The organism is Rhizobium sp. Root1220, assembly GCF_001426265.1.
GTDB lineage: Bacteria > Pseudomonadota > Alphaproteobacteria > Rhizobiales > Rhizobiaceae > Rhizobium.
This window is the reverse complement of record NZ_LMDG01000013.1, coordinates 94,200-113,245: the sequence shown is the minus strand read 5'-3', so window position 1 is coordinate 113,245 and position 19,046 is coordinate 94,200. Positions and strand designations below refer to the sequence as shown.

General features: G+C 57.2%; 18 protein-coding genes and 5 pseudogenes. 12 read left to right on the top strand and 11 right to left on the bottom strand.

Annotated features, from left to right (window positions below):
* From ASC90_RS12635 to ASC90_RS29885, 3 genes and pseudogenes are all read right to left on the bottom strand, one after another.
* On the bottom strand, positions 1-416 hold a 416-nt coding region (locus ASC90_RS12635), incomplete at its 3' end, for a metallophosphoesterase (protein WP_200950891.1).
* Between the two features lie 72 nt (positions 417-488).
* The gene (locus tag ASC90_RS29890; protein WP_056540564.1) at positions 489-1,160 is read right to left on the bottom strand and encodes a hypothetical protein; all 672 of its coding nucleotides are present in this window, start codon (positions 1,158-1,160) and stop codon (positions 489-491) included.
* Positions 1,161-1,248: 88 nt separating this feature from the next.
* Positions 1,249-1,800 (bottom strand): annotated as a pseudogene (locus ASC90_RS29885) (ATP-binding protein); the annotation flags it as partial.
* Positions 1,801-1,884: 84 nt separating this feature from the next.
* Between ASC90_RS29885 and ASC90_RS29880 the strand changes: the two are divergent.
* Positions 1,885-2,085, top strand: coding sequence for a hypothetical protein (locus ASC90_RS29880; protein ID WP_244480373.1), 201 nt, complete (start codon positions 1,885-1,887; stop codon positions 2,083-2,085).
* A gap of 280 nt (positions 2,086-2,365) precedes the next feature.
* On the opposite strand, the gene ASC90_RS12620 is transcribed toward ASC90_RS29880, so the two are convergent.
* On the bottom strand, positions 2,366-2,665 hold the full coding sequence (locus ASC90_RS12620) for a hypothetical protein (RefSeq protein ID WP_056540550.1): 300 nt from the start codon (positions 2,663-2,665) through the stop codon (positions 2,366-2,368).
* A gap of 1,332 nt (positions 2,666-3,997) precedes the next feature.
* On the opposite strand from ASC90_RS12620, the gene ASC90_RS12610 reads away from it, so the two are divergent.
* From ASC90_RS12610 to ASC90_RS12595, 3 genes are all read left to right on the top strand, one after another.
* A complete protein-coding gene (locus tag ASC90_RS12610; protein WP_056540545.1) occupies positions 3,998-4,315 on the top strand; it encodes a hypothetical protein in 318 nt (105 codons plus the stop codon).
* 345 nt (positions 4,316-4,660) lie between these two features.
* Complete coding sequence (locus tag ASC90_RS12600; RefSeq protein WP_056540542.1) at positions 4,661-4,921, top strand: WGR domain-containing protein; 261 nt, start codon at positions 4,661-4,663, stop codon at positions 4,919-4,921.
* A 39-nt stretch (positions 4,922-4,960) separates the two neighbouring features.
* Positions 4,961-5,401: a thermonuclease family protein gene (locus ASC90_RS12595; protein ID WP_056540596.1), complete on the top strand. Its 441-nt coding sequence runs from the start codon at positions 4,961-4,963 to the stop codon at positions 5,399-5,401.
* Between the two features lie 33 nt (positions 5,402-5,434).
* Here ASC90_RS12595 and ASC90_RS29335 read toward each other — a convergent pair whose 3' ends face one another.
* The 5 genes and pseudogenes from ASC90_RS29335 to ASC90_RS12580 all read right to left on the bottom strand — a co-directional run.
* Positions 5,435-5,608, bottom strand: coding sequence for a hypothetical protein (locus ASC90_RS29335; RefSeq protein WP_200950890.1), 174 nt, complete (start codon positions 5,606-5,608; stop codon positions 5,435-5,437).
* A gap of 253 nt (positions 5,609-5,861) precedes the next feature.
* Positions 5,862-6,032 (bottom strand): hypothetical protein, encoded by a 171-nt coding sequence (locus ASC90_RS28805; RefSeq protein WP_156392914.1) that lies wholly within the window; start codon positions 6,030-6,032, stop codon positions 5,862-5,864.
* A gap of 267 nt (positions 6,033-6,299) precedes the next feature.
* Positions 6,300-6,470 (bottom strand): annotated as a pseudogene (locus ASC90_RS28085) (DUF736 family protein); the annotation flags it as partial.
* Between the two features lie 153 nt (positions 6,471-6,623).
* Positions 6,624-9,065 carry a DEAD/DEAH box helicase gene (locus ASC90_RS12585; protein WP_056540535.1) on the bottom strand — a complete coding sequence of 814 codons (2,442 nt, stop codon included), beginning with the start codon at positions 9,063-9,065 and terminating at the stop codon, positions 6,624-6,626.
* 185 nt (positions 9,066-9,250) lie between these two features.
* Positions 9,251-9,400 (bottom strand): annotated as a pseudogene (locus ASC90_RS12580) (DUF736 family protein); the annotation flags it as partial.
* 233 nt (positions 9,401-9,633) lie between these two features.
* On the opposite strand from ASC90_RS12580, the gene ASC90_RS29330 reads away from it, so the two are divergent.
* Positions 9,634-9,807, top strand: a complete 174-nt coding sequence (locus ASC90_RS29330; protein ID WP_200950889.1) for a hypothetical protein — start codon at positions 9,634-9,636, stop codon at positions 9,805-9,807.
* A gap of 22 nt (positions 9,808-9,829) precedes the next feature.
* Here the strand turns inward: ASC90_RS29330 and ASC90_RS29095 are convergent.
* Positions 9,830-10,015 (bottom strand): annotated as a pseudogene (locus tag ASC90_RS29095) (zincin-like metallopeptidase domain-containing protein); the annotation flags it as partial.
* Between the two features lie 124 nt (positions 10,016-10,139).
* On the opposite strand from ASC90_RS29095, the gene ASC90_RS28800 reads away from it, so the two are divergent.
* The 7 genes from ASC90_RS28800 (at position 10,140) to ASC90_RS12535 (ending at position 18,276) form a co-directional block, all read left to right on the top strand.
* Positions 10,140-10,808, top strand: a complete 669-nt coding sequence (locus tag ASC90_RS28800) for a transcriptional regulator (protein WP_156392913.1) — start codon at positions 10,140-10,142, stop codon at positions 10,806-10,808.
* Positions 10,809-10,937: 129 nt separating this feature from the next.
* Positions 10,938-11,423, top strand: a complete 486-nt coding sequence (locus ASC90_RS12570) for a hypothetical protein (RefSeq protein ID WP_056540529.1) — start codon at positions 10,938-10,940, stop codon at positions 11,421-11,423.
* A 1,368-nt stretch (positions 11,424-12,791) separates the two neighbouring features.
* The gene (locus tag ASC90_RS12555) at positions 12,792-14,183 is read left to right on the top strand and encodes a cache domain-containing protein (protein ID WP_056540590.1); all 1,392 of its coding nucleotides are present in this window, start codon (positions 12,792-12,794) and stop codon (positions 14,181-14,183) included.
* The gene (locus tag ASC90_RS12550) at positions 14,180-14,851 is read left to right on the top strand and encodes a response regulator transcription factor (protein ID WP_056540521.1); all 672 of its coding nucleotides are present in this window, start codon (positions 14,180-14,182) and stop codon (positions 14,849-14,851) included. The genes ASC90_RS12555 and ASC90_RS12550 overlap by 4 nt, the downstream gene beginning before the upstream one ends.
* Positions 14,852-14,953: 102 nt before the next feature.
* Positions 14,954-15,502 (top strand): TRAP transporter small permease subunit, encoded by a 549-nt coding sequence (locus tag ASC90_RS12545; RefSeq protein ID WP_056540517.1) that lies wholly within the window; start codon positions 14,954-14,956, stop codon positions 15,500-15,502.
* Positions 15,503-15,518: 16 nt separating this feature from the next.
* Positions 15,519-17,099, top strand: coding sequence for a TRAP transporter large permease subunit (locus ASC90_RS12540; RefSeq protein ID WP_056540514.1), 1,581 nt, complete (start codon positions 15,519-15,521; stop codon positions 17,097-17,099).
* Between the two features lie 64 nt (positions 17,100-17,163).
* Positions 17,164-18,276 carry a TRAP transporter substrate-binding protein gene (locus tag ASC90_RS12535; RefSeq protein WP_056540510.1) on the top strand — a complete coding sequence of 371 codons (1,113 nt, stop codon included), beginning with the start codon at positions 17,164-17,166 and terminating at the stop codon, positions 18,274-18,276.
* Between the two features lie 297 nt (positions 18,277-18,573).
* On the opposite strand, the pseudogene ASC90_RS28075 reads toward ASC90_RS12535, so the two are convergent.
* Positions 18,574-18,971: pseudogene (locus ASC90_RS28075) on the bottom strand (transposase); the annotation flags it as partial.
* Positions 18,972-19,046 lie beyond the last annotated feature (75 nt).

Below are 19,046 nucleotides of genomic sequence, written 5' to 3'. Positions count from 1 at the left end.
ATCATGCGCGAMGGCACCAGTTCTAAAGCTTTGACGCGCCTCTCTTCCGGCGGGATATGCTCGTCATCGCCAATGGATACAGCGAAATCAGTCCACAAAGTCGCACCGATGAATCGGCAGTCACCGACGGTCACGGTCTCGTTTTCAAGGAGATGGATTTGGCTTCCTTCAACGAGCCGCCGGGCCCGCTCCAGTGCGCCGCTGATGCTGCTGCCGTAGTAGTCATGGTTGCCGAGCACGAGCACCACTGGCATCCTTGGCTCGATGACACGGCGGACGTAGGCAATGCTGTCCTCAATAAAGTTCGCGAGGTCGCCTGCACATATGCAGATGTCTGCTTTTGGAGCTTTGGGCGGGTCGCGAAGAAACCGGGCGAGGCGGCTTTCGTGGATATCGCTGATGATCCAGGCTTTCATGTAGCCTCCATCGCCGCATAGGAAATACGGGGCGTGGTTGGTCGGTAGGGTTCGATTCTGCGTTGAAGGCCGCTAATGTTGTCGGCGGCGGCTGCTGCGGTTTTGGGTCGTGGACGGAGCGAACTTCCGCGATCCTGGCCAGTACGGTTCCAACTGCACAGCGTCCAGGCGCTTGTGTTTAACGAGCGCGTCAGCCAGTTTGAGTAATGTTGGTTTGAGGCCATCGAGCATGTCTCTTGCTCGCTGATACTGCTCTTGAAGGATTTCCGTGACGTCATCACGCAGTGCGAGGTCCTCCCAAAGCTTGAAAGGAGACGTCATGTCCACTGATCCTGGAAGGAAATAGAGAGAATTTCCGAAGGCATATTCTGTCACCATTCGGATCGCTAACGTGGTCGCCTTCGCGAAGTCGCTGCCTTGGTTTCCAGTTGACCAGTTGGATCGGTRTCCGAAAATCAGGTCCTCGGCTGCTGCTCCTGCCATGTCCGACGTGATCATTTTCATGGCGTCCCAGCGGGTTAGAAACTCGCGGGAGGGTCTTTGCAGGAACGTGCCGCCGTTGGCGTCCACAATGGTCGCAAAGTTCTCGACGTTGTCATAGATTTCAACGCGCTCGATTTTACCCAGCAGCAAGGCATGGGTTACAAGCGCGTGACCTGCCTCGTGGATCGCTACGCGATACAGGGTCTTGGCGTCGAGCGGCGGCGGGACTTGTACCTGCGATCTGACGTCCTGAAAACTCAAGGATTTCTCCTCGCGCCGTTACGTCAGGCAAAGGAAATCTGACGTGTTTTTCCAATCGACCGCTTCTCAAAAGAGCAGGGTCGATCCTCTCCGGRTAGTTGCACGCACCAAGGACRATGACGCCCTCACGCCCTTCTGTTCCGTCCAAGCATTCCAAGAGAGCGTTTACGACRGTGGTTGAATAAAGCTCATGGCGGCTAGGAAATTTGGCTCGGTCRCCAATGGCGTCGAATTCATCAAGGAATAAAAGGCAGGGCGCATTTTCTTTAGCGGCGTTGAAAGCCTGGTACATAGCTTTCAACATRTCACCCAGGTCGCCGTCCTTAAAAGCCTGCCACTTYGGAATCGASGTTGCTTCCAAATGCAGACCGCAATAGGCCGCGAGAGCAGCCGCAAAGCGTGTCTTTCCTGTCCCCGGTGGCCCGTACAACAAACAACCTTTGTCCACCTCGGCCCACGGCAACTTTCCTTGTCGCCAATCCTTAAGGTCTCTTTTTAGAGCATCAGCCCACACGCTTGCTTCGCCGAAGCCCTTGGTGACATCCAAGAGTCTTTCATTGCCGGAACCGACCTTGGCGGCCTTCAATAGCTTTGTCGCGGCCCGGCTCGCTGGCTGATCTCGGCGGAAGATCGCTTCCATTCGCTGGGATGCCTGTTCTGCAATCACCACTGCTTGTTCGTCGGTAAGTTCGCCGCATCTTCGAAACACACTAAGGGCTCGCAAGTGCCTGACATCGCATACAGCCAGCTTATCGAAGAGTGTGGCAGCAAGCTCGAAGTCCTCGTGGATGACGGAGCCCTCCTGAGTGAAAATGATCAACCTCTCGCCGGACTCAAGGAATTCGGCCGCGTCGACTTCCCACCCACGCCGGTGCTTGGAAGTGGGATGGAGGCATACTTTGATGCCCTTTTGATCCTGTCGTGAACGTCGGTCAGTTGCCAGTGAGACGGGACGGAGATTACGGCAACGCAAGACGGTTGGGATAGTCCGCAAATGTTTCTGCGAAAGAGGGCTACCAGAGCGCAATATGCCAGAAAGTCAGTTGCAGACTTAAGGGCAATGGCCGCGTTATTGCCGTTCACTTTACGAGACTCGCTGGTTCGCGAGCCTTTCATCTGGTCCGCTACTTCCTGCAGTTTGAAAATATACCGGTGAAGGTTGTCGGCTAAGGCGGTGTCCATTGGGGGCTCCCTACACAGTGCCATCACAGGAGGCCGTCTTCAAACCGGTACCAACGGCTTAGACTCCGAGCGAGCTTTCGCTTCCGGTCAAGAAAAAAGAGCTCGCTGGTAATCCCTGGGCCGTCCTTGATGTCCGGATGTCCGATCATCTCACCGATCAGGCAGGGGACGGAACGCTGCGCAAGCATACAATTGCGGATGACGACAACGTCTTCGGGTTTGGTGGAGCCGCCGGGAGCGGCCAGCTTTTCGAGATCTAAGAGCAGCGACCGCAGGCGTTGAACGATCACGTCGGGCGGGGTGCCGAGCCATTTGTCACTCATTTTGAGGTCCCTTTGATCCGTTTTGTTTGTTTGTCGATAGAATAGATGGTTTCGAGCGTCGCGGGCGCACGGGTCAACGCTGAATCCATCGCCTCTGCCAGTAGCGTTTTGACTGTCCGAGGAGGATTATGACCACCCTAGGTGCTGCCATTTGCTGTCTCCGATTCGCTTCCGCTTCAGTTTCCATAAGCATGTTCAACCATGATTCCACACCTTGCGTCAATTATTCCCACTTGTGATAATCTTAATTGCACCTTGGGTACATAATGTTGACATTCTGCCCCTGAAGCATTTTTTCAATTTCTATGGATTTCCTACCTGATGCCTTACGAGCAGCACGGGCGCTGCTGGAACTGGACCAGTCTACAGTCGCTGGAGGAGCGGGTGTTGAAAGACGGGTGGTCATCCGATTGGAACGCGGTGACTTCATCCGGCCGCCCCAAAACGCATACAAGCTCGTCAACTTTTACGAGAAATCGGGGATCTTATTTCTTGAAGCCGATCAAGCGGGCGGAATAGGCGTCCGGTGGAAAACTCCACGTCCGCGAACTGACCTCTTCAAAAGATCTCAGTTATTAGCTGCACGGGCTCTCGCGCACCTTACTCAAGCGCAATTGGCGCAGAGGGCAGGTGTAGATCGCAGCGTTCTCACTCGCTTCGAAAGCAGCGAGACCAAAAGTCCTGCGCCAATTTTCATTCAACGGGTTCGCGACGTATTTGGTGAGCTTGGCGTGCTCCTGCTTCAAGACACTGATCAGGGCTTCGGAGTACGGTGGAAAGCGCCAGAGCTGTCGTCAGCCAACATCCAGACGTCTGACGGATAGTAGCTACCACGGTGAACAATCTGGGCCGCCTTCCGCCATTCGTTGCCCCTTAAGGTGCCCAGCAAGGAGTGTGGTTACTCGCCGCCCGTGAGAATTTTACAAAGCCGTTTGCGCAGCGGTTCGTTTCCGATAAGTTTATTATCGCGTCCCAATCGCCTAGCTTGAAATGAGCAAAACTGCTGCATTGAAGTATGCCACGATCAGTCAAATTGATAGCGCGCAAAACAATACCCTTCGACTAGATATGACGCCACTTGGTGGCCGTGGATTTTTGAAAAGGCCGTTGTGCGGGCTGGTCAAAGTTCTCCTCCACCGAACTGGCTTAGTTTACGCCGTTCAAGGGACTGCAGATGGTTACGTCGTCGAATACAAGAAGCGCGGGGGACGAACAGTTCGACCCGCAACACGTACCGGTCTCAACTCGAGAAATTTTGGGGCTATGACGAGGAAACTCGCCACGTTTCGGTAAACTGTGGACTACTCGGATCCCTGTTCATTGAAGATCTGGATGGCACGATGTGGTCGCCAAAGCGATCACTGGAACGGCGGCACAACAGGAACCTTTACCCAGTTCGCCGGGCGCCATGGCTTCATCGAACCGTCTCCCGAAAGTCTTAAAGAGCGACTTCCCAACGTTTCAATCGAACTGATCCGTGACGCGATCATGAACCAGTTCGCCGGTAAAACTGCAATCTGGCGCGTCATCGCTGAAGCCACTGTTAGCTCCAGCGATCGCTACGAGAAACGCGCGCGCTTGCTCAGCGAGAACAGGTTTCAACAGCGCGATGAGCGCGCCGAAGTCCTGGCTTCGTCCGAACCAATCTGAACGCGGGAGGATCCATCAATGCGATATTGGAAGGCTGCGAGGCTCGGGTTTCGGCCGAGGACGCCATCGAGGAATGCCGCATCCACGAAGTGGTGGCGGCCGTCCGAGAAGCTGGCAAGGCATTGGTCGATAAAGCCACCGGCGAGGTCATTGCTCATGTCGACGAGGAGGGGTATATCTGGCGCAGATATCCTAGGCTATCTCGGGTACTGACCAATGCCGCCGCGGCCGCGAAAGGCATCGTGACACCTGACATCGCGAACGCTTCACTAGATTGAATCGATCACGCGGAACCGATTCATAATTGTCGTTGGACCGCAGACTCAGCCCGCGCGATCCTCGGTCATGATCGCACAGCCCTACCAGCTCTATGTCGAACGCAAAGACCGCGCCAGGAACATGGCTCGCTACTACGCCATGTCAATCGACGCCAACCTCTTCGGTGAACTTTGCCTGACCCGGCGATGGGGACGGATCGGCAGCAAGGGCCAGACATTGATCCACCATTTCGAGCGGGAGCAGGATGCGGTCGCCCTCTTCCTCGATCTGACCCGACAGAAGCGCGCCCGTGGCTATCGAACGAGATTAGCAAACCAGCGAATCTGATAGTTGCGCTCCATCTACCGCCATCGCTGGGACAATCAGGTGAAATCATTTCTGACAGGCGCCATCTCCGCCGCTGTTCTACTAGGGGCTATATCCTCTGTCCCGCACGTTGAAGCCGCGCAGTCCAGTCAACCAGCAAAGTACCCAAAATGTGCGTCCGGCGCCCGTTACAACTGTGTCGTCGACGGTGATACGCTGTGGATCAACAGCCAGAAGGTCAGGGTTGCCGATATCGACGCCCCGGAGATCAGCACGCCGAAATGCGCGTCGGAACTGGCCCTTGGCGACAAGGCAACAGATCGGTTGATCGAGCTCGTCAACGAGGGGCCATTCCAACTTCAAGCCTGGCCAGGGCGCGATACGGATCGTTACGGCCGCAAGCTTCGGGTTCTCGTCCGGGATGGACGAAGCCTCGGCGATCGGTTGGTCTCAGAGGGTCTGGCACGAACGTGGTCAGGTAGGCGCGAGCCCTGGTGTTGAGAGACCGACCCGCCGCAGCGGGTCGGTGGCGCCTTACCGGCGCCTGTTCCAGTCGGTCTCGAAGTTGACCTCGATGTCGATGAAGAACGGGATTTTGATCGCGAGCTTCAAGCCGAGCTTTGCTTTCCTGAAGAAGTGACCGATGACCTTGCCGAGAGTGCGCAGGCGACGGCCGGTGAGGTGCAAGAATTTTGCGAGCTGTTGCATGATGGATCTCCTTTGATTGCGTTTCATCGCGGGGATGAAAGGGCGGATCGGGAAGGAGTGCTGGATCGGAACGACCGCAGGGAAGCGGTGAGGACGGCTGAATTTTGGCTCGCGAGGAAGCCGAAGGCGGGGAAATTCTGACAGCAGCAGGTTGCGGCACGACGCTCGAGACGCACCATCTCTGATGTCGATGAAATGGGATCACAGGAGATCCGCGACAGTCGACGAACACGAAAGCCGTGTCGGTTGCCCCTCAGTAAGGAGGCTCCCGATCGACGGTCTCGTTCACCAGGGCGACGGCGGCCGCAAAGCTCCGCCTGAGCGGCATCCAGCTCGGTCTGGATCTTCCGACGTCACCGACGTCGCAAGCGTTACGAAGCTCGGCCCGCAGTTCCTCGATCTGGATTTCAATGTCGTAGGTCATCGTCTGATCTCCTTGAGCGTGAAAGACGACGACAGCGGCCGGAAGGGGATGGCGGGGTCAGGGATCGCGCAAGCGACCGGCAGGGCCAGGGAGTGGGGGAACCGCTCGTCCTTGAGGCCGTCATGCGCGAGCGGCACACTCCGGTTTCTGAGCAGCTGTCCCTCCCTCTCGTGTGGCAGCAAAAAAAGGCCGGACCAGGCTCGAAGCCTGATCCGGCTTTAGATTTTCCGAGAGCCTATGGCCCCGCCCGGGGCGGGGCTTGGATCCTCAGTCTTTATTCTGGCGGGACCAGATCAGTTGGTAGCCATCTTCGCCTTCGACCTCGGAGAGCGTCGCGTAGATGGGAGCGGGGAAACTCGGGTCGTCGAGCTTGACCGAGAGGTAGTCGCGGCCGGCCTGCTCCGAGCGCTTCTGCCAGGCGGCGCCGAGTTCGACGTTTTGCGGTGCACCGCAAAATGTCGATTATGCTGAGAACGTGATTATGCGGAGTGCCGGCTGCTGAAGGCGAGATTTGCCGACGGTAGGGACGGATTTTGCTCCGCATAATTCCGATGGAGTGCAAGGTGACGCCCCGCTGCGAGCGGAGCGCCCTCATTCGATCACATAGCCCAGCGCGCGATAACCCAATCGTCGCTTTGCGGCCATCCGGGCCAGCACCGGAACGGTGCTGTCGACATAATCGACGACCAGGACGTCCCGCTTTCCATCATGCTGACGATGCAGACGGCCGACATACTGCGCCAGAGTTCCCTTCCAGGCGATCGGCATGGTCAGGAACAACGTGTCGAGCCGGGCGTCATCGAAGCCTTCCCCGATATAGCGGCCTATCGCAAGTATCAGGCGCTCATCATCATCCGCGACATTCAAGGCCGTGTTGGCCTGCTTGCGATCCTTCGCCGACATGCCGCCGCGCAGCACCACCAGATTTTTCACGAACGGCTCGAACTTCTGCTGGAGATAATCGAGGTGATCCTTCCGCTCCGTTAGCAGGATGGGCGAACGTCTGGCCTCGAGAGATTTCAGCACGTCATCGAATATCAGGTCATTTCGGCCTTGGTCCTGCGCAAGGGCCGCATAGATCGCTGGCATTGACGGGCGCTCTGCCGAGACGAGTGACACTGGCAACTCAAACTTGGTCGAACGGTCGCGGGCACGGTGGCGAATACCACGCTCGGCAGCTTGAACTCTTGCATCTACCCGATGGCGAACGGGCCCGCATTGCATGAAGATGATCGGATGATGACCGTCCTTTCGGGCAACGGTGGCAGATAAGCCGACGACATATCGCGCCTTGGATCTGCGAGCGACAAGTTCAAAACTTACAGCGGACAGATGGTGGCACTCGTCGACAATCAGATGACCGTAATTGCCGACAATGTCATCGACCTCGCCATTCCAAACCAGGCTTTGGATCAGCGCCACATCGACGATCCCTGTCGGCTTCCTTTTCCCGCCACCGATGATGCCGATCTGCTTTGGGTCGATACTCAGGAAGGAACTCAGACGCTCAACCCACTGGGTGAGAAGCTCCCTGCGGTGAACAAGAACCAGCGTGTTGCGGCTCCGATGCGCGATGAGTGCAGCTGCGACAACTGTCTTACCGAAGGCAGTCGTGGCGGCGAGCACGCCGTTATCGTTGGCGACAAGAGCATCAAAGGCCCGCGATTGTGGCCGTCGCAGTTCCCCTTGGAACGAGACGCCGGCGGGTAGAGCCTCTCCATCTTCGCGGAGATCCTCCAGAATGGCGGTCGCGCCATGGCTCCTGATCAGCTCTACAATTTCGTCGAAGCAGCCTCGTGGCAGCGCGACATGGCGTGGGTGAAGTTCGGCACATGAGATGATCCGCGGCTTGCCGAATGTCGGCAATCGCATTGCTTGTGCGCGATAGAATTCCGGGTTCTGGAATGCTGCCAGGCGCACGAACTGCGCAATCAGCGCGGACGGAAGCTCGGTCCTATCGATGTAAACCTGGTCGGCGATCACGACCTTGATGCTTTGCGGGATCGCAGCCTCAATTCGCCGCGGCTCGCTCCGACGTGACGGCAACATCTTCCACGGCTCATCGGCATGTTCGTCATCGACTGGCATCCGGACGCCCAAGACCCGCCCCGACAATTCGGCTTCGTCGGCGATCCTGAAGACTTCGTCCGCCGACAACCTGGGTAAAGACGACAGGTATGCCCACTGGTCATCGTAGGGTTGCAGGTCGCCATCGACAAAAACGCTGTTGCCATTTTCACGGGCTTTCCTTTGCAGGGGAAGCGCGATCAGATTGCCGAAGCCGCCAATTGGCATCGTATCCTGATTGGGAAAGAAGCGATCGTAAGACGTGAAGCCGATCTCAGGGCGGTTCTCCATCGTCTCTGTTATCAGCGCGGCCCCCAGTTGTCGGGCGATCTTCGCGGGAACGGGTTCTGAGAAGAATATCCAGACATGGCCGCCGTTTCCCGACCTCGACCGTTCGAGGGCTGCGGCAATTCCTTTTGCACGACAGGTGGCGAGCAGGGCTCTGGTATCGTCCGCCCAGCTTTCTTTGTCGAAGTCAGCAGCAAGGAACCAGCATGTTTCGTCTTGCAGCAATGGATATACGCCGGCAACAAAGTCGCTTGAACGGGCATCGCCGCCACGAAGGTGCTTTTCGATGATATTCTCGGAATACGGGATGAACGCCTGATGCGGGCAGTCCCCACATTTCACCTTCGGCTTGCCGCAGATCCCTTTCGCCCACTCGTGGGAACAGGATGGAGAATAGCCGGTGCGTCCATCCTTTCTATTTTCCCATCGCACAGGAAAGACATCGGGGCGCCCAGCAAACAACTGCCGGAATACCTCCACCTTCTCCAGCGACGGCGAGCTGTTGGTAACAGGGGCATCGGTGAAGGCTGGCTTCTCGGCGTTGGCCAGGCTATCGGAAGTTAGCTGTTGCTCAAGCGCTTCCAGCTCACGCTCAAGCGCCATACGCTCGTCACTCAGCTCGGCTAACCGCCGTCGAATGCGAGCAATGTTCTCCCAAGCATCATTCTTTTCCGTCAACTTTGCAGCTTTCGCCTAAATGATCATGCGGGTCAGCATAGGCCAAAGGCGTCCCTATTTTAAGACGCACTATCGATCTCAGCGGCACAGAAGGCTCCGGGATTATGCGGAGCAGAATCCACCGCAACCGCCGGCAAATCCAGCCTTCAGCAGCCGGCACTCCGCATAATCACGTTCTCAGCACAATCAACGGCTCCCGCGAAGATGCGGAAGTGCGGGCCCTTGTCGGAGGGATTTTCGATGCGGGCGATGCGGGCCTTGGCGTTGAGGGCGAGGGTGCGGATTGAGCCGGTGAAGCCGTTTTCGGTAGAGGTGAAGGTGCCGATGGTAGCCATTGTCGTATTCCTTTTCGCTGTTTCGGGCCGCTCCATTGCGGCCTCGATGGCAGTCGCAAAGGCCGAAACACCGTGAAGGGCGGCGTGGAGAGACTTTCTTGTTTCGCGAGGAATGACCTTTCGTAGCTACGACTAAGATATGCACATTCCTCGCATGACGTCCGCCCAAGGTCCGCTTGCGAGACAAGCTCGCGGCGATAGAGTTGCCCCGCGAATCATTGCCTGGAGGATTTATGGCAAAGCAGACGAAACCGTTTATCGTCGAAATCAAGCAGTCCCGGAAGCTGAAGTCTTCCGCTCCCAAGCCGTCGATCTGGGGAAAGTTGGACCTGAGCACTACGGAAGATCTGGCTCCCGCGGACACGTCGACGAAGCCGGCCACCACCGAGAGCGGCGACCGACTGTAAGTTGATTTGAAGCTTCAAGCGCTCAAGCAGCGTCCCGAATGTTGGCCGCTTCCGGCTGTAGTCCGTGGAGAAATGCCGTAGCGCGTTGCGCGTGGGCAGCCGCCTGGAAGATCGCCCGCTTGTCGTCGGCCAGAACCTTCAACCAGGACTGAAGGTACGAAGCGTGATCAGGCGTCGGCTCAAGTTCGGGGACACTCCCGAGGTCGGCGCTGCGCCTGTGACTTGACGCCAAAACTCGGATAGGCAAAACCGAGCGCAGCTTAGTTCCATCCGCCTGACCGGAACCACCAACGGAAAGGTTCGGCTCTGCAGCAACCACAAGGACCAAATTGATGAAGCGACCACAAAAAGAGTTCGTGGTTGAGTATAAGGGCGGAAGCCGGCGCAAGGCACAGAAACCGAGCTCCATCTGGGGAAACCTGGATCTTCAGTCCATCTCCCGCGACGTTGAAGCCGAGGCGCAATCAGAGATGGTCGCTCAAGCAATGAGGATCTCGCTCCGTCATTCTGAGCGCCAACAAAACGAAACGAAGCTGTTGACACCTGCAACGGGTCAGCGAAAGACTTCACTGCCACCACAGGAGGGACATATGGCCGAAGAGACCAGCACAGTTGTTAGCCCGGACAGCGTAAGCACAGATGTAGTGCCAGCTGCCCCGGAGAAGAAACGTCGGGGGCCACGTCCAAAGAGTGCGTCGCTTGACGCGGCAACTGCCGGCGCTTTGGCTGCGACTACCGAAATCACTAAGGCGACACGGAAGCCGCGTGTAAAGCGGACGAAGGCAGCGCCATCTGCCTCGCAAACAACCCCTCCAGAAAAAAAGCCTCGCAAAATGCTTACGCCACAGCCGACTGTCGAAGCCAAATCGCCAGCTGCAGCGGGAGACGAGATGGCTGATCTTCTCCAGTTGGAAGAGGAAAATAGAAGCCTCAGGAAGCAGTTGGCCGAAAAACTGCGCGCCGAAAACGCCGATCTTCGCAAACGCCTTGGCCAATCCTAGACCGGGCAAATACTACTTTTCCCGAACTGGCGAATTCCGGATCCGCGTGTAAATGAACATTCCCGGCGATGATCAATCGTTGCCGGGGACGTTGTCCTCAGTGACGGTAGTTAAGGTTAGACAACGAAGATGAAGTCTCCATGGAAATTTCTCGTTGGCCTTACAAGGCGACACGATAGGCACGACGCGCCTGATGTCATTTCTGCATTAAGCGAAGAAGCAGCGTCAGATTCCAACGAGAACGCGCGGACGGTCGAACTGGAATCCGCGCCTGCGTCGCCAAACCTCGAATTAGGCGCCCCAGCCAGTGCCTTGGAGGATGACCCAGAGCACATTGAAGACTTGCCGACGCTTGCAGCGATCGCCGCAGCGGCGGCAGAGGCAAAGGGGGATGAACCAGTCGTCGGCGCTCGCCAGGTGGTTGGGAAAGGGCCTCGCCGACGCGCCAGTAAAATGCGGGCGGAAATTAGTTCGACGCCCGTACAACTGGCGACGCCCGGCGATCATGCTCTAGAGCTCGATAATGAGATCCGTCGACTGCGATTGCAGCTGGAGCAAAAACTTAGAGTGCAGAATGCACAGTTGCGGCAAATGTTGGCTCGGTTTGAAGACTGAGTGCGCGTTGGAATGCCGGAGGTTGAATTGGGGCATGGTGGAAGTCCAGATAGTAAATACTGCGCTTAAGACGCTTTGCCGAGAGTTTGGCGTCGAGCGGGATAGGAACTCAGTCCTCCAAATCGCTACCCTTCTAGTGAGGTTGTCCAAGGAGGGTATTGGTGATGCTGAAGAACTTGCGCAGAGTGCTCGGCAGCAATTGGCTGCCGTTTTTGCATCTGAAGACTCGAGTCAAGAACGCAGTTCGTCCCTCTAATACTTGAGGGCAGACAAACAATAGCGCGATGGGATTTTAGGAAATATTAGTCAACAACTTCATACATTTATGCAAAATCGCGTAACCACATTTATGGAACTTGAGGTTCGGGTGGCTTGGAACTCGATCAAATCGAGCCTCCTGGTCGATTCAGAAGGTTATGAAGTCCCAGGCGCCAATGTCTAACTCGGCTGCGTTCGTCGAGCACAAGTCTTATTGGAACTCGCGAACAAGAAATGGGACCCTCGTCAAAGAGTGTGCAAATCCATCAGCAAGATCGGCTGCTCTTTGTAAATATTACTGGCAACAACGAGCGGACCGAATAGACGCAGCATGAACACGAACAAGAATAACAATACGACGGTTGCGCACACCGCCAATGTGAAAATCCGAATAGGACCAAGAACACCTGGAATTTGACGGCCTTCATCCATTTTGTCGCATGCCTCCCTACCCCGGTCATTTTAGGTCATTCAAGCCTACATACCCATGGTTCTTATCGGTCCAACCACCGATTAGTTGGCTTGGCCTTACCGGAAACGACATGCCTCTCAAGATGAGATTCGGTTATCGTTTGCCGATGACAGACCAGAGCGACTACTCTTTTTTTGTGCAAGTTTCATTACGTATTCATCGGCCAGATCTGCAACCTCGAGCGCGATCTCGTCTTCACGCCAACCGGCGCTGACCGCAGTTTCGATCAGTCTCTGCAACTCGCGCCGGAATACAGCTCTTCGCTGAAATCCACGGCTATCGTCATAGATCCCGTATTGTGGAGGCCAAATTTCGTTCCTACCCAACTATGGCACATAAATGCCGTCTTTCAAACACATTTGATACTTCCAGTACTACTGGAACATTCAGCTTGCAGACCTAGGATTGAGTTATTTACTGAATAACACTTGAAACGGCACACGAAGAAGACAGCTACTCCTCTGCTTACGCAAGTAAACTGATCGCTTGGTTGCTCAGCAGAAGCGCTCTTCGTTCTAAACGCCACGCCCAAAGGTGTTGGGCTGAGTGATTTCCCTGTCCAAGTGATGCAGACGATCAATCTTTCCATTATGCTTCATGCGGCCCTATGCTTTGACCATGGCGCGGGAGGAAATATCGTGCATCTCAGGCATCAGATCGTGGCACTGGCTATCGTGCCACTTGTCATCGCGATCCTTACCATCACCGCCTTCATTACCTGGCAGTCAACCACCCTCGTCCAGAGCAGCATCGGTACGTTCGAGCGCAATCTGTTGCAGGCCAAGCAAACGGAACTGTTGAATCTGACCAATCTGGCGTTGTCGGCAATCGACCCGGTCTACAAGGATGCGGCGCCCGATGACGAAGCCGCCAAACGCAAGGTCCGCGATATTCTCACATCCCTTGACTACGGTCAGGATGGCTACTTCTTCGTCTATGATTACGACGGAAACAACATCGTCCATCCGCGCCAGGCTTTCCGGCCCGGCCGAAACTGGATCGATCTTGTCGACCCGGACGGCGACATGGTTATCGCCAACCTGATCGAGAAGGCCAGGGAAGGCGGAGGACTGCACCAATACAAATGGCAAAAGCCCTCATCGGGCGTCATGGCCGATAAACTCTCATTTGCGGCCGGACTAGAGAAATGGCACTGGATGATCGGCACGGGCGTCTATCTCGACGATGTCTTCGCGCAGACCGCGGCAGCCAAGGCCGATCTTCGGGCGAACATCAGCAAGACCTTCCTGGTGGTGACCCTGATCGCGGTACCGGCAGTGCTGATGGTGTTTGCGACCTGTATGCTTGTGACCATGCGCGAAAGGCGGATGGCGGATGGCAAGCTGAAGGAACTTGCCCAGCGCATCATCGACACGCAGGAAGAGGAGCGAGCCCGCATCGCACGGGAATTGCATGACGGCATCTCGCAGAACCTTGTCGGCGTGCGCTTTGCCATCGATCTCGCCAGCCGCAAGGTGAAGAGCGGCAACAGCGACGTGTCGAGTGCGATCGACCGGGGCGCCGATGCCTTGAACGCCGCGATCAAGGAAGTCCGGCGCCTGTCGCACGATCTCAGGCCTCGCGTGCTTGACGACCTTGGATTGACCCCTGCCCTCCAGGCGCTCAGCGACAATTTTGCCGAGCGAACGGGCATCAGGGTCGATTTCGACGCGAAGAGCCTTAATGCCCGGCCAAAGCCGGAAGCCAGCACGGCGCTATACCGCGTTGCCCAGGAAGCATTCAATAATATCGAGCGGCATTCCGGCGCGAGCGAGGTGACAATCGTGCTCTGGGGCGACCGCGGCCGCATCCGCATGAAAATCGACGACAATGGCAACGGGTTCGATGAGAGCTTCGGCTTTGCCAATGGATATAAAGGTGGAGGGCTGGGCCTGCGCAATATGCAAGAGCGGATGGCGCATTTCGGCGGGATCTTGCTGGTGAAAAGCTCGTCTCATGGAACCACACTGACGGCGATGCTGCCGAAATCGGCATCCGTGAAGCCCGGTCGACAAGAGGAAGCGGCATGACACATACGGGTCGGATCAAGGTTCTCCTGATCGACAATCACCCGCTGGTGCATGACGGCTTGCGCGCCGTTCTTGAAACCTACAATCACATCGAGGTGGTTGGCACCGCGGGGCTTGCGCTGGCGGGCCTGGAGATTGCGCGAAACACAAACCCGGCCGTCGTGCTCATGGATATCAACATGCCGAAGGTCAGCGGCATCGAGGCGATCGCCCTGTTTCGCGAGGCGGTGCCGGACTGCCGCATCCTGATGCTGTCGATGCACGACAGCCGCGAATACATCTCGACCTCAGTGATGCATGGCGCTTCCGGCTACATCCTGAAGGATGTATCGACCGATGAGATCGTTGCGGCAATCGAGAGCGTGGCGGCCGGCAAGACCTATTTCTCCGCCGGCGTCTCGCAGGTCCTGATGAATGGCAAGGTCGAGCATGGCTCCACGCCACTGACAAGCCGCGAACTCGACGTCCTCGTGCTTCTGGCAGCCGGCAAGAGCAACCGCGACATTGCCGAGTCACTGACGATTTCTGAAGCGACCGCCGAGACCCACCGCAAGCACATCAAACGCAAGCTCGGCATTGCCACCACGGCCGGGCTCATTCGCTACGCGATGGACAATGATCTTCGAACGTCCGATGGGGGAAAAACCTCCCTACCCACTACTGGGTAGACCCGGGCAATTGGCATGCCCACCGTCTTGTTTGAGCGGGATATGCGCCTTAGCACTCCCTAATGGTCGCATCACTGATGCGATCTTCGGGAGGAGAATAAAATGTCGGGCTTATTGACGCTGTCGCGCGCAGTTGACGCGATTAGCACCTTTGTCGGAAAGGCAGTCTCGTGGCTGCTTCTGGCGGCCGTTCTTATCAGCGCCGTCAATGCGACGACACGCAAGCTTTTCAACATGAGTTCGAATGCCTGGCTGGAGGCGCAGTGGTACCTCTTTTCAGCCGCCTTCCTGCTGGCCGCCGCATGGACCCTGCTCAGCAGCGAGCACGTCAAGGTCGACCTGATCTATGGTCAGCTGCCCCGGCGCGCTCAGCTCTGGATCGAGATTCTCGGCACGCTCTTTTTCCTGATGCCCTTCTGTCTGATTACGATCTACCTGTCCTGGCCGATTGTCGTCGCCAAGTACACAAGCGGCGAGGTGTCCAACAACACCGGCGGGCTTATCCTGTGGCCGGTCTGGGCCCTGATCCCCGCCGGCTTCGGCCTGCTTGCCCTGCAGGGTCTATCCGAGCTCATCAAACGCATCGCAATCCTGACTGGCGCGCTTCCTGACGCCGTCGCGATTGCTGACGCCGAAGCCAAATCGCTCTAAGTCCGGGACATATCGAATGTTTGCATTCTTCGCGGAAAATCTCGCGCCGATCATGTTCCTGTCACTGATCGTCGTGCTCCTAGCGGGCTATCCCGTCGCCTTTGCACTAGCCTTCGTTGGCTTTGTGTTCGGCTTTGTCGGCATCGAGATGGGCCTCTTGCCGATCACTCTGTTTGGCGCAATTCCGGATCGCATTTTCGGGCAGATGTCGAACGAGACGCTGCTGGCCATTCCCTTCTTTACCTTCATGGGCCTTATCCTCGAACGAAGCGGTATGGCGGAAGACCTGCTGGATACGATCGGCCAGTTGTTCGGACCGGTCAGGGGAGGTCTGGCCTTCGCGGTGATCTTCGTCGGCGCAATCCTTGCCGCCACCACCGGCGTGGTCGCTGCCTCGGTCATTTCCATGGGCCTTATCTCGCTGCCGATCATGCTACGCTACGGCTATGATCGCCGCGTGGCAGCCGGCACCATCGCAGCGTCGGGTACGCTCGCCCAGATCATCCCGCCGAGCCTTGTGCTGATCATTCTGGCCGATCAGCTCGGCAGGTCGGTCGGTGACATGTACAAGGGTGCCCTCATACCGGGCCTTCTGCTCGTCGCTGCCTATTCCGCCTACATCATCACCATGTCGATATTGAAGCCGCAAAGCGTGCCGGCCTTGCCGCCGGAAGCGCGGACACTGCGCGGCTGGAAACTGCTGGGCCGCGTCATCACATCGCTCGTCCCGCCGCTGGTGCTGATCTTCCTCGTGCTCGGAACAATCTTCATCGGGCTGGCCACGCCGACCGAGGGCGGCGCAATGGGCGCGGCTGGCGCACTCGTTCTTGCGGCCATCAACCGGCGGCTCGATCTTCCGATGGTCAAGTCTGCCCTCTACGCGACCGCTAAGCTTTCATCGTTCGTCATCTTCATTCTTCTCGGCGCACGTGTGTTTTCGCTGACATTCTATGGTGTCAACGGCCATGTCTGGGTCGAGCATCTGATGACATCGATTCCAGGTGGCGCCGTCGGGTTCCTGATCGTCGCCAACATACTGGTATTCTTCCTGGCCTTCTTCTTGGATTATTTCGAGCTGGCCTTCATCATCATCCCGCTGCTGGCGCCCGTTGCCGACGCGCTTGGTATCGACCTGATCTGGTTCGGGGTCATGCTGGCGATCAACATGCAGACCTCGTTCATGCACCCGCCCTTCGGCTTCTCGCTGTTCTACCTGCGATCCGTTGCGCCGACGCGTGCCTACAAGGATCGGGTGACCGGGGCCACCATCCAGCCTGTCACCTCCGGCCAGATCTACATGGGCGCCCTTCCCTTCCTGGGGATCCAGCTCGCGATGGTCATCATCGTCATCGCCTTCCCGCAACTGGTGACACACTACAAGTCCGGCCATGTCGACGTCGATCCATCGACAATCCAGCTGAATGTGCCAATGCCGGGTGCGGGCGGCGACAATCCGTTCGGAACGCCGAGCCAGCCGTTTGGCGCACCGGAGCCGTCTTCCGGCGAGCCCGCCGCTCCGCCTCTGGGGTCGCCGACACCCGATTTCGGATCGCCGACACCTCGCTTCGGCGCGCCATCTGCAGAGCCAGCCAAGTAGAGACAATCAGCAAGTAGCCACGCACACTGCAGCCTATCCAATTAACCTGAGGAGGACGAACACAATGACTGGCTTGAACCGACGTAATTTCCTGACGAAGGGCGCGCTTGGTGGCGCTGCCACAGCCGTGAGCGCAACACTTGCAGCACCCGCGATCGCCCAGGAGCTTCCAACGCTGAAATGGCGTTTGACATCAGGCTTCCCGAACAATCTCGACACGATTTACGGTGGTGCCGTCGTCATGGCTGACGCCCTGTCGAAAATCACCGACGGCAAATTCCAAATCCAGGTCTTCCAGGCCGGCGAACTCGTACCCGGTCCCCAGGCACTAGATGCCGTCAAGGCCAACACCGTCGAGATTGCTCACACCTGCGGCTATTACTTCACCGGGAAGGATCCGACATTTGCGATCGGCTCGACGATCCCGTTTGGCTTGAATGCCCGGCAGCAAAACGCCTGGCTTTATCACGGCGGCGGCAACGAGGCCTATAACGCATTCCTCGCCGACTACGGTGTCGTTGGCATACCTGGCGGCGCCACGGGCGCCCAGATGGGCGGCTGGTTCCGCAAGGAGATCAAGAGCCTCGCTGATCTCAAGGGCGTCAAGATGAGAATCGCGGGCGTTGCCGGCGAGGTCATGTCGCGGCTCGGCGTCGTTCCACAGCAGTTGCCAGGCGGCGATATCTACCCGGCTCTCGAGCGCGGCACGATCGACGCGGCAGAGTGGATCGGTCCCTACGACGACGAGCGCCTAGGCTTTTATCAGATTGCGCAGAATTACTACTACCCAGCCTATTGGGAAGGCGGTCTGACGATCCACTTCTACATCAATACCGAACAGTACCAAGCGCTTCCGGACGCCTACAAGGCCGCCCTCGACACCGCCTGCAAGGCTGCAAACATCAACATGCAGGCGCTTTATGACGTGAAGAACACCACGGCAATCCGCTCGCTGGTCGGCAAGGGCGTGAAGCTTCGACCGTTGCCGCGCGACGTCATGGACGCAGCCTACAAGGCCACGTTCGAACTCTATGCGGAGTACAGCGAAAAGCACCCCGCATGGGCCAAGATCTACCCCGGCTGGAAGAAGTTCCGCGACGAGTCCTACGAGTGGTTCCGCGTCGCCGAGTACAGCTACGACAGCTACGTCTATTCGGCCCAGGCCGCCGGCAAGTGATTCTAAAATGGCCAGGCTCCAGCCTGGCCTTTCCTCCTTTGCTCCTGGCTTGCCAGCAAGCCGCCATCGACCGGAAGAACGGTCCGGTAGGGACGATGGTTACCCATCGGCCCTACCGATTAGATCCGCAAGTGCGGTACGACCGCATACGGCTCCTATCGTATATTGGAACGGAGTCTTGTTGCACGAACCGTTGGCGTCTTGGTAAGGATATCTTTAGATAGCGCATAAGCACAATGAGGCAGCATCGCCAGACTGATGGACGTAGTGTCGTTGTGCATTTAATCGGGGTCTTCCTCAATTTCTGTGATTCAGTGGCATCATTCTCGCCCTCATCAGCTCTAGGCCGGCGCGACCGTACATTGCTCGTTTCAGCATCTTGAGACGGTTGATCTGGCCTTCGGCTTGACCGTTGCTCCAAGGGAATTCGATTGTATTTTTTACGGCATCAAATCCCGGCGCAAAACGCTGGCGAAACGCATGATTGCCCTTAGCCCGCTATCGATGGCATCGTCGATCCATTCATCCAATGCTTGCGAGCTGCTGCTGCGGAAGATGCCGTGGCGCATGGCCAAGCCACGCATGGTGGCAAACGCTTGCGAACCCTGCTTCAATGCATTGACCTTTCTGGCCTGATGATCTGTCACCAGGCCGCGCGGTTTTATACACAAAGCTGCAGCCACCACGGACGAGATCATACAGCCGTATCGGGATCGCGGACCGTTGTGAAAACACGTTTGGCGTTGCATCGTGTGCATGCCAATGGCAAC

Coding starts and splice junctions, on each gene's coding strand:
- ASC90_RS12620 (WP_056540550.1), bottom strand. CDS start 2,665: ATGAGTGACAAATGGCTCGGCACCCCGCCCGACGTGATCGTTCAACGC.
- ASC90_RS12610 (WP_056540545.1), top strand. CDS start 3,998: ATGGCACGATGTGGTCGCCAAAGCGATCACTGGAACGGCGGCACAACA.
- ASC90_RS12600 (WP_056540542.1), top strand. CDS start 4,661: ATGATCGCACAGCCCTACCAGCTCTATGTCGAACGCAAAGACCGCGCC.
- ASC90_RS29335 (WP_200950890.1), bottom strand. CDS start 5,608: ATGCAACAGCTCGCAAAATTCTTGCACCTCACCGGCCGTCGCCTGCGC.
- ASC90_RS28805 (WP_156392914.1), bottom strand. CDS start 6,032: ATGACCTACGACATTGAAATCCAGATCGAGGAACTGCGGGCCGAGCTT.
- ASC90_RS29330 (WP_200950889.1), top strand. CDS start 9,634: ATGGCAAAGCAGACGAAACCGTTTATCGTCGAAATCAAGCAGTCCCGG.
- ASC90_RS28800 (WP_156392913.1), top strand. CDS start 10,140: ATGAAGCGACCACAAAAAGAGTTCGTGGTTGAGTATAAGGGCGGAAGC.
- ASC90_RS12570 (WP_056540529.1), top strand. CDS start 10,938: ATGAAGTCTCCATGGAAATTTCTCGTTGGCCTTACAAGGCGACACGAT.
- ASC90_RS12550 (WP_056540521.1), top strand. CDS start 14,180: ATGACACATACGGGTCGGATCAAGGTTCTCCTGATCGACAATCACCCG.
- ASC90_RS12545 (WP_056540517.1), top strand. CDS start 14,954: ATGTCGGGCTTATTGACGCTGTCGCGCGCAGTTGACGCGATTAGCACC.
- ASC90_RS12540 (WP_056540514.1), top strand. CDS start 15,519: ATGTTTGCATTCTTCGCGGAAAATCTCGCGCCGATCATGTTCCTGTCA.
- ASC90_RS12535 (WP_056540510.1), top strand. CDS start 17,164: ATGACTGGCTTGAACCGACGTAATTTCCTGACGAAGGGCGCGCTTGGT.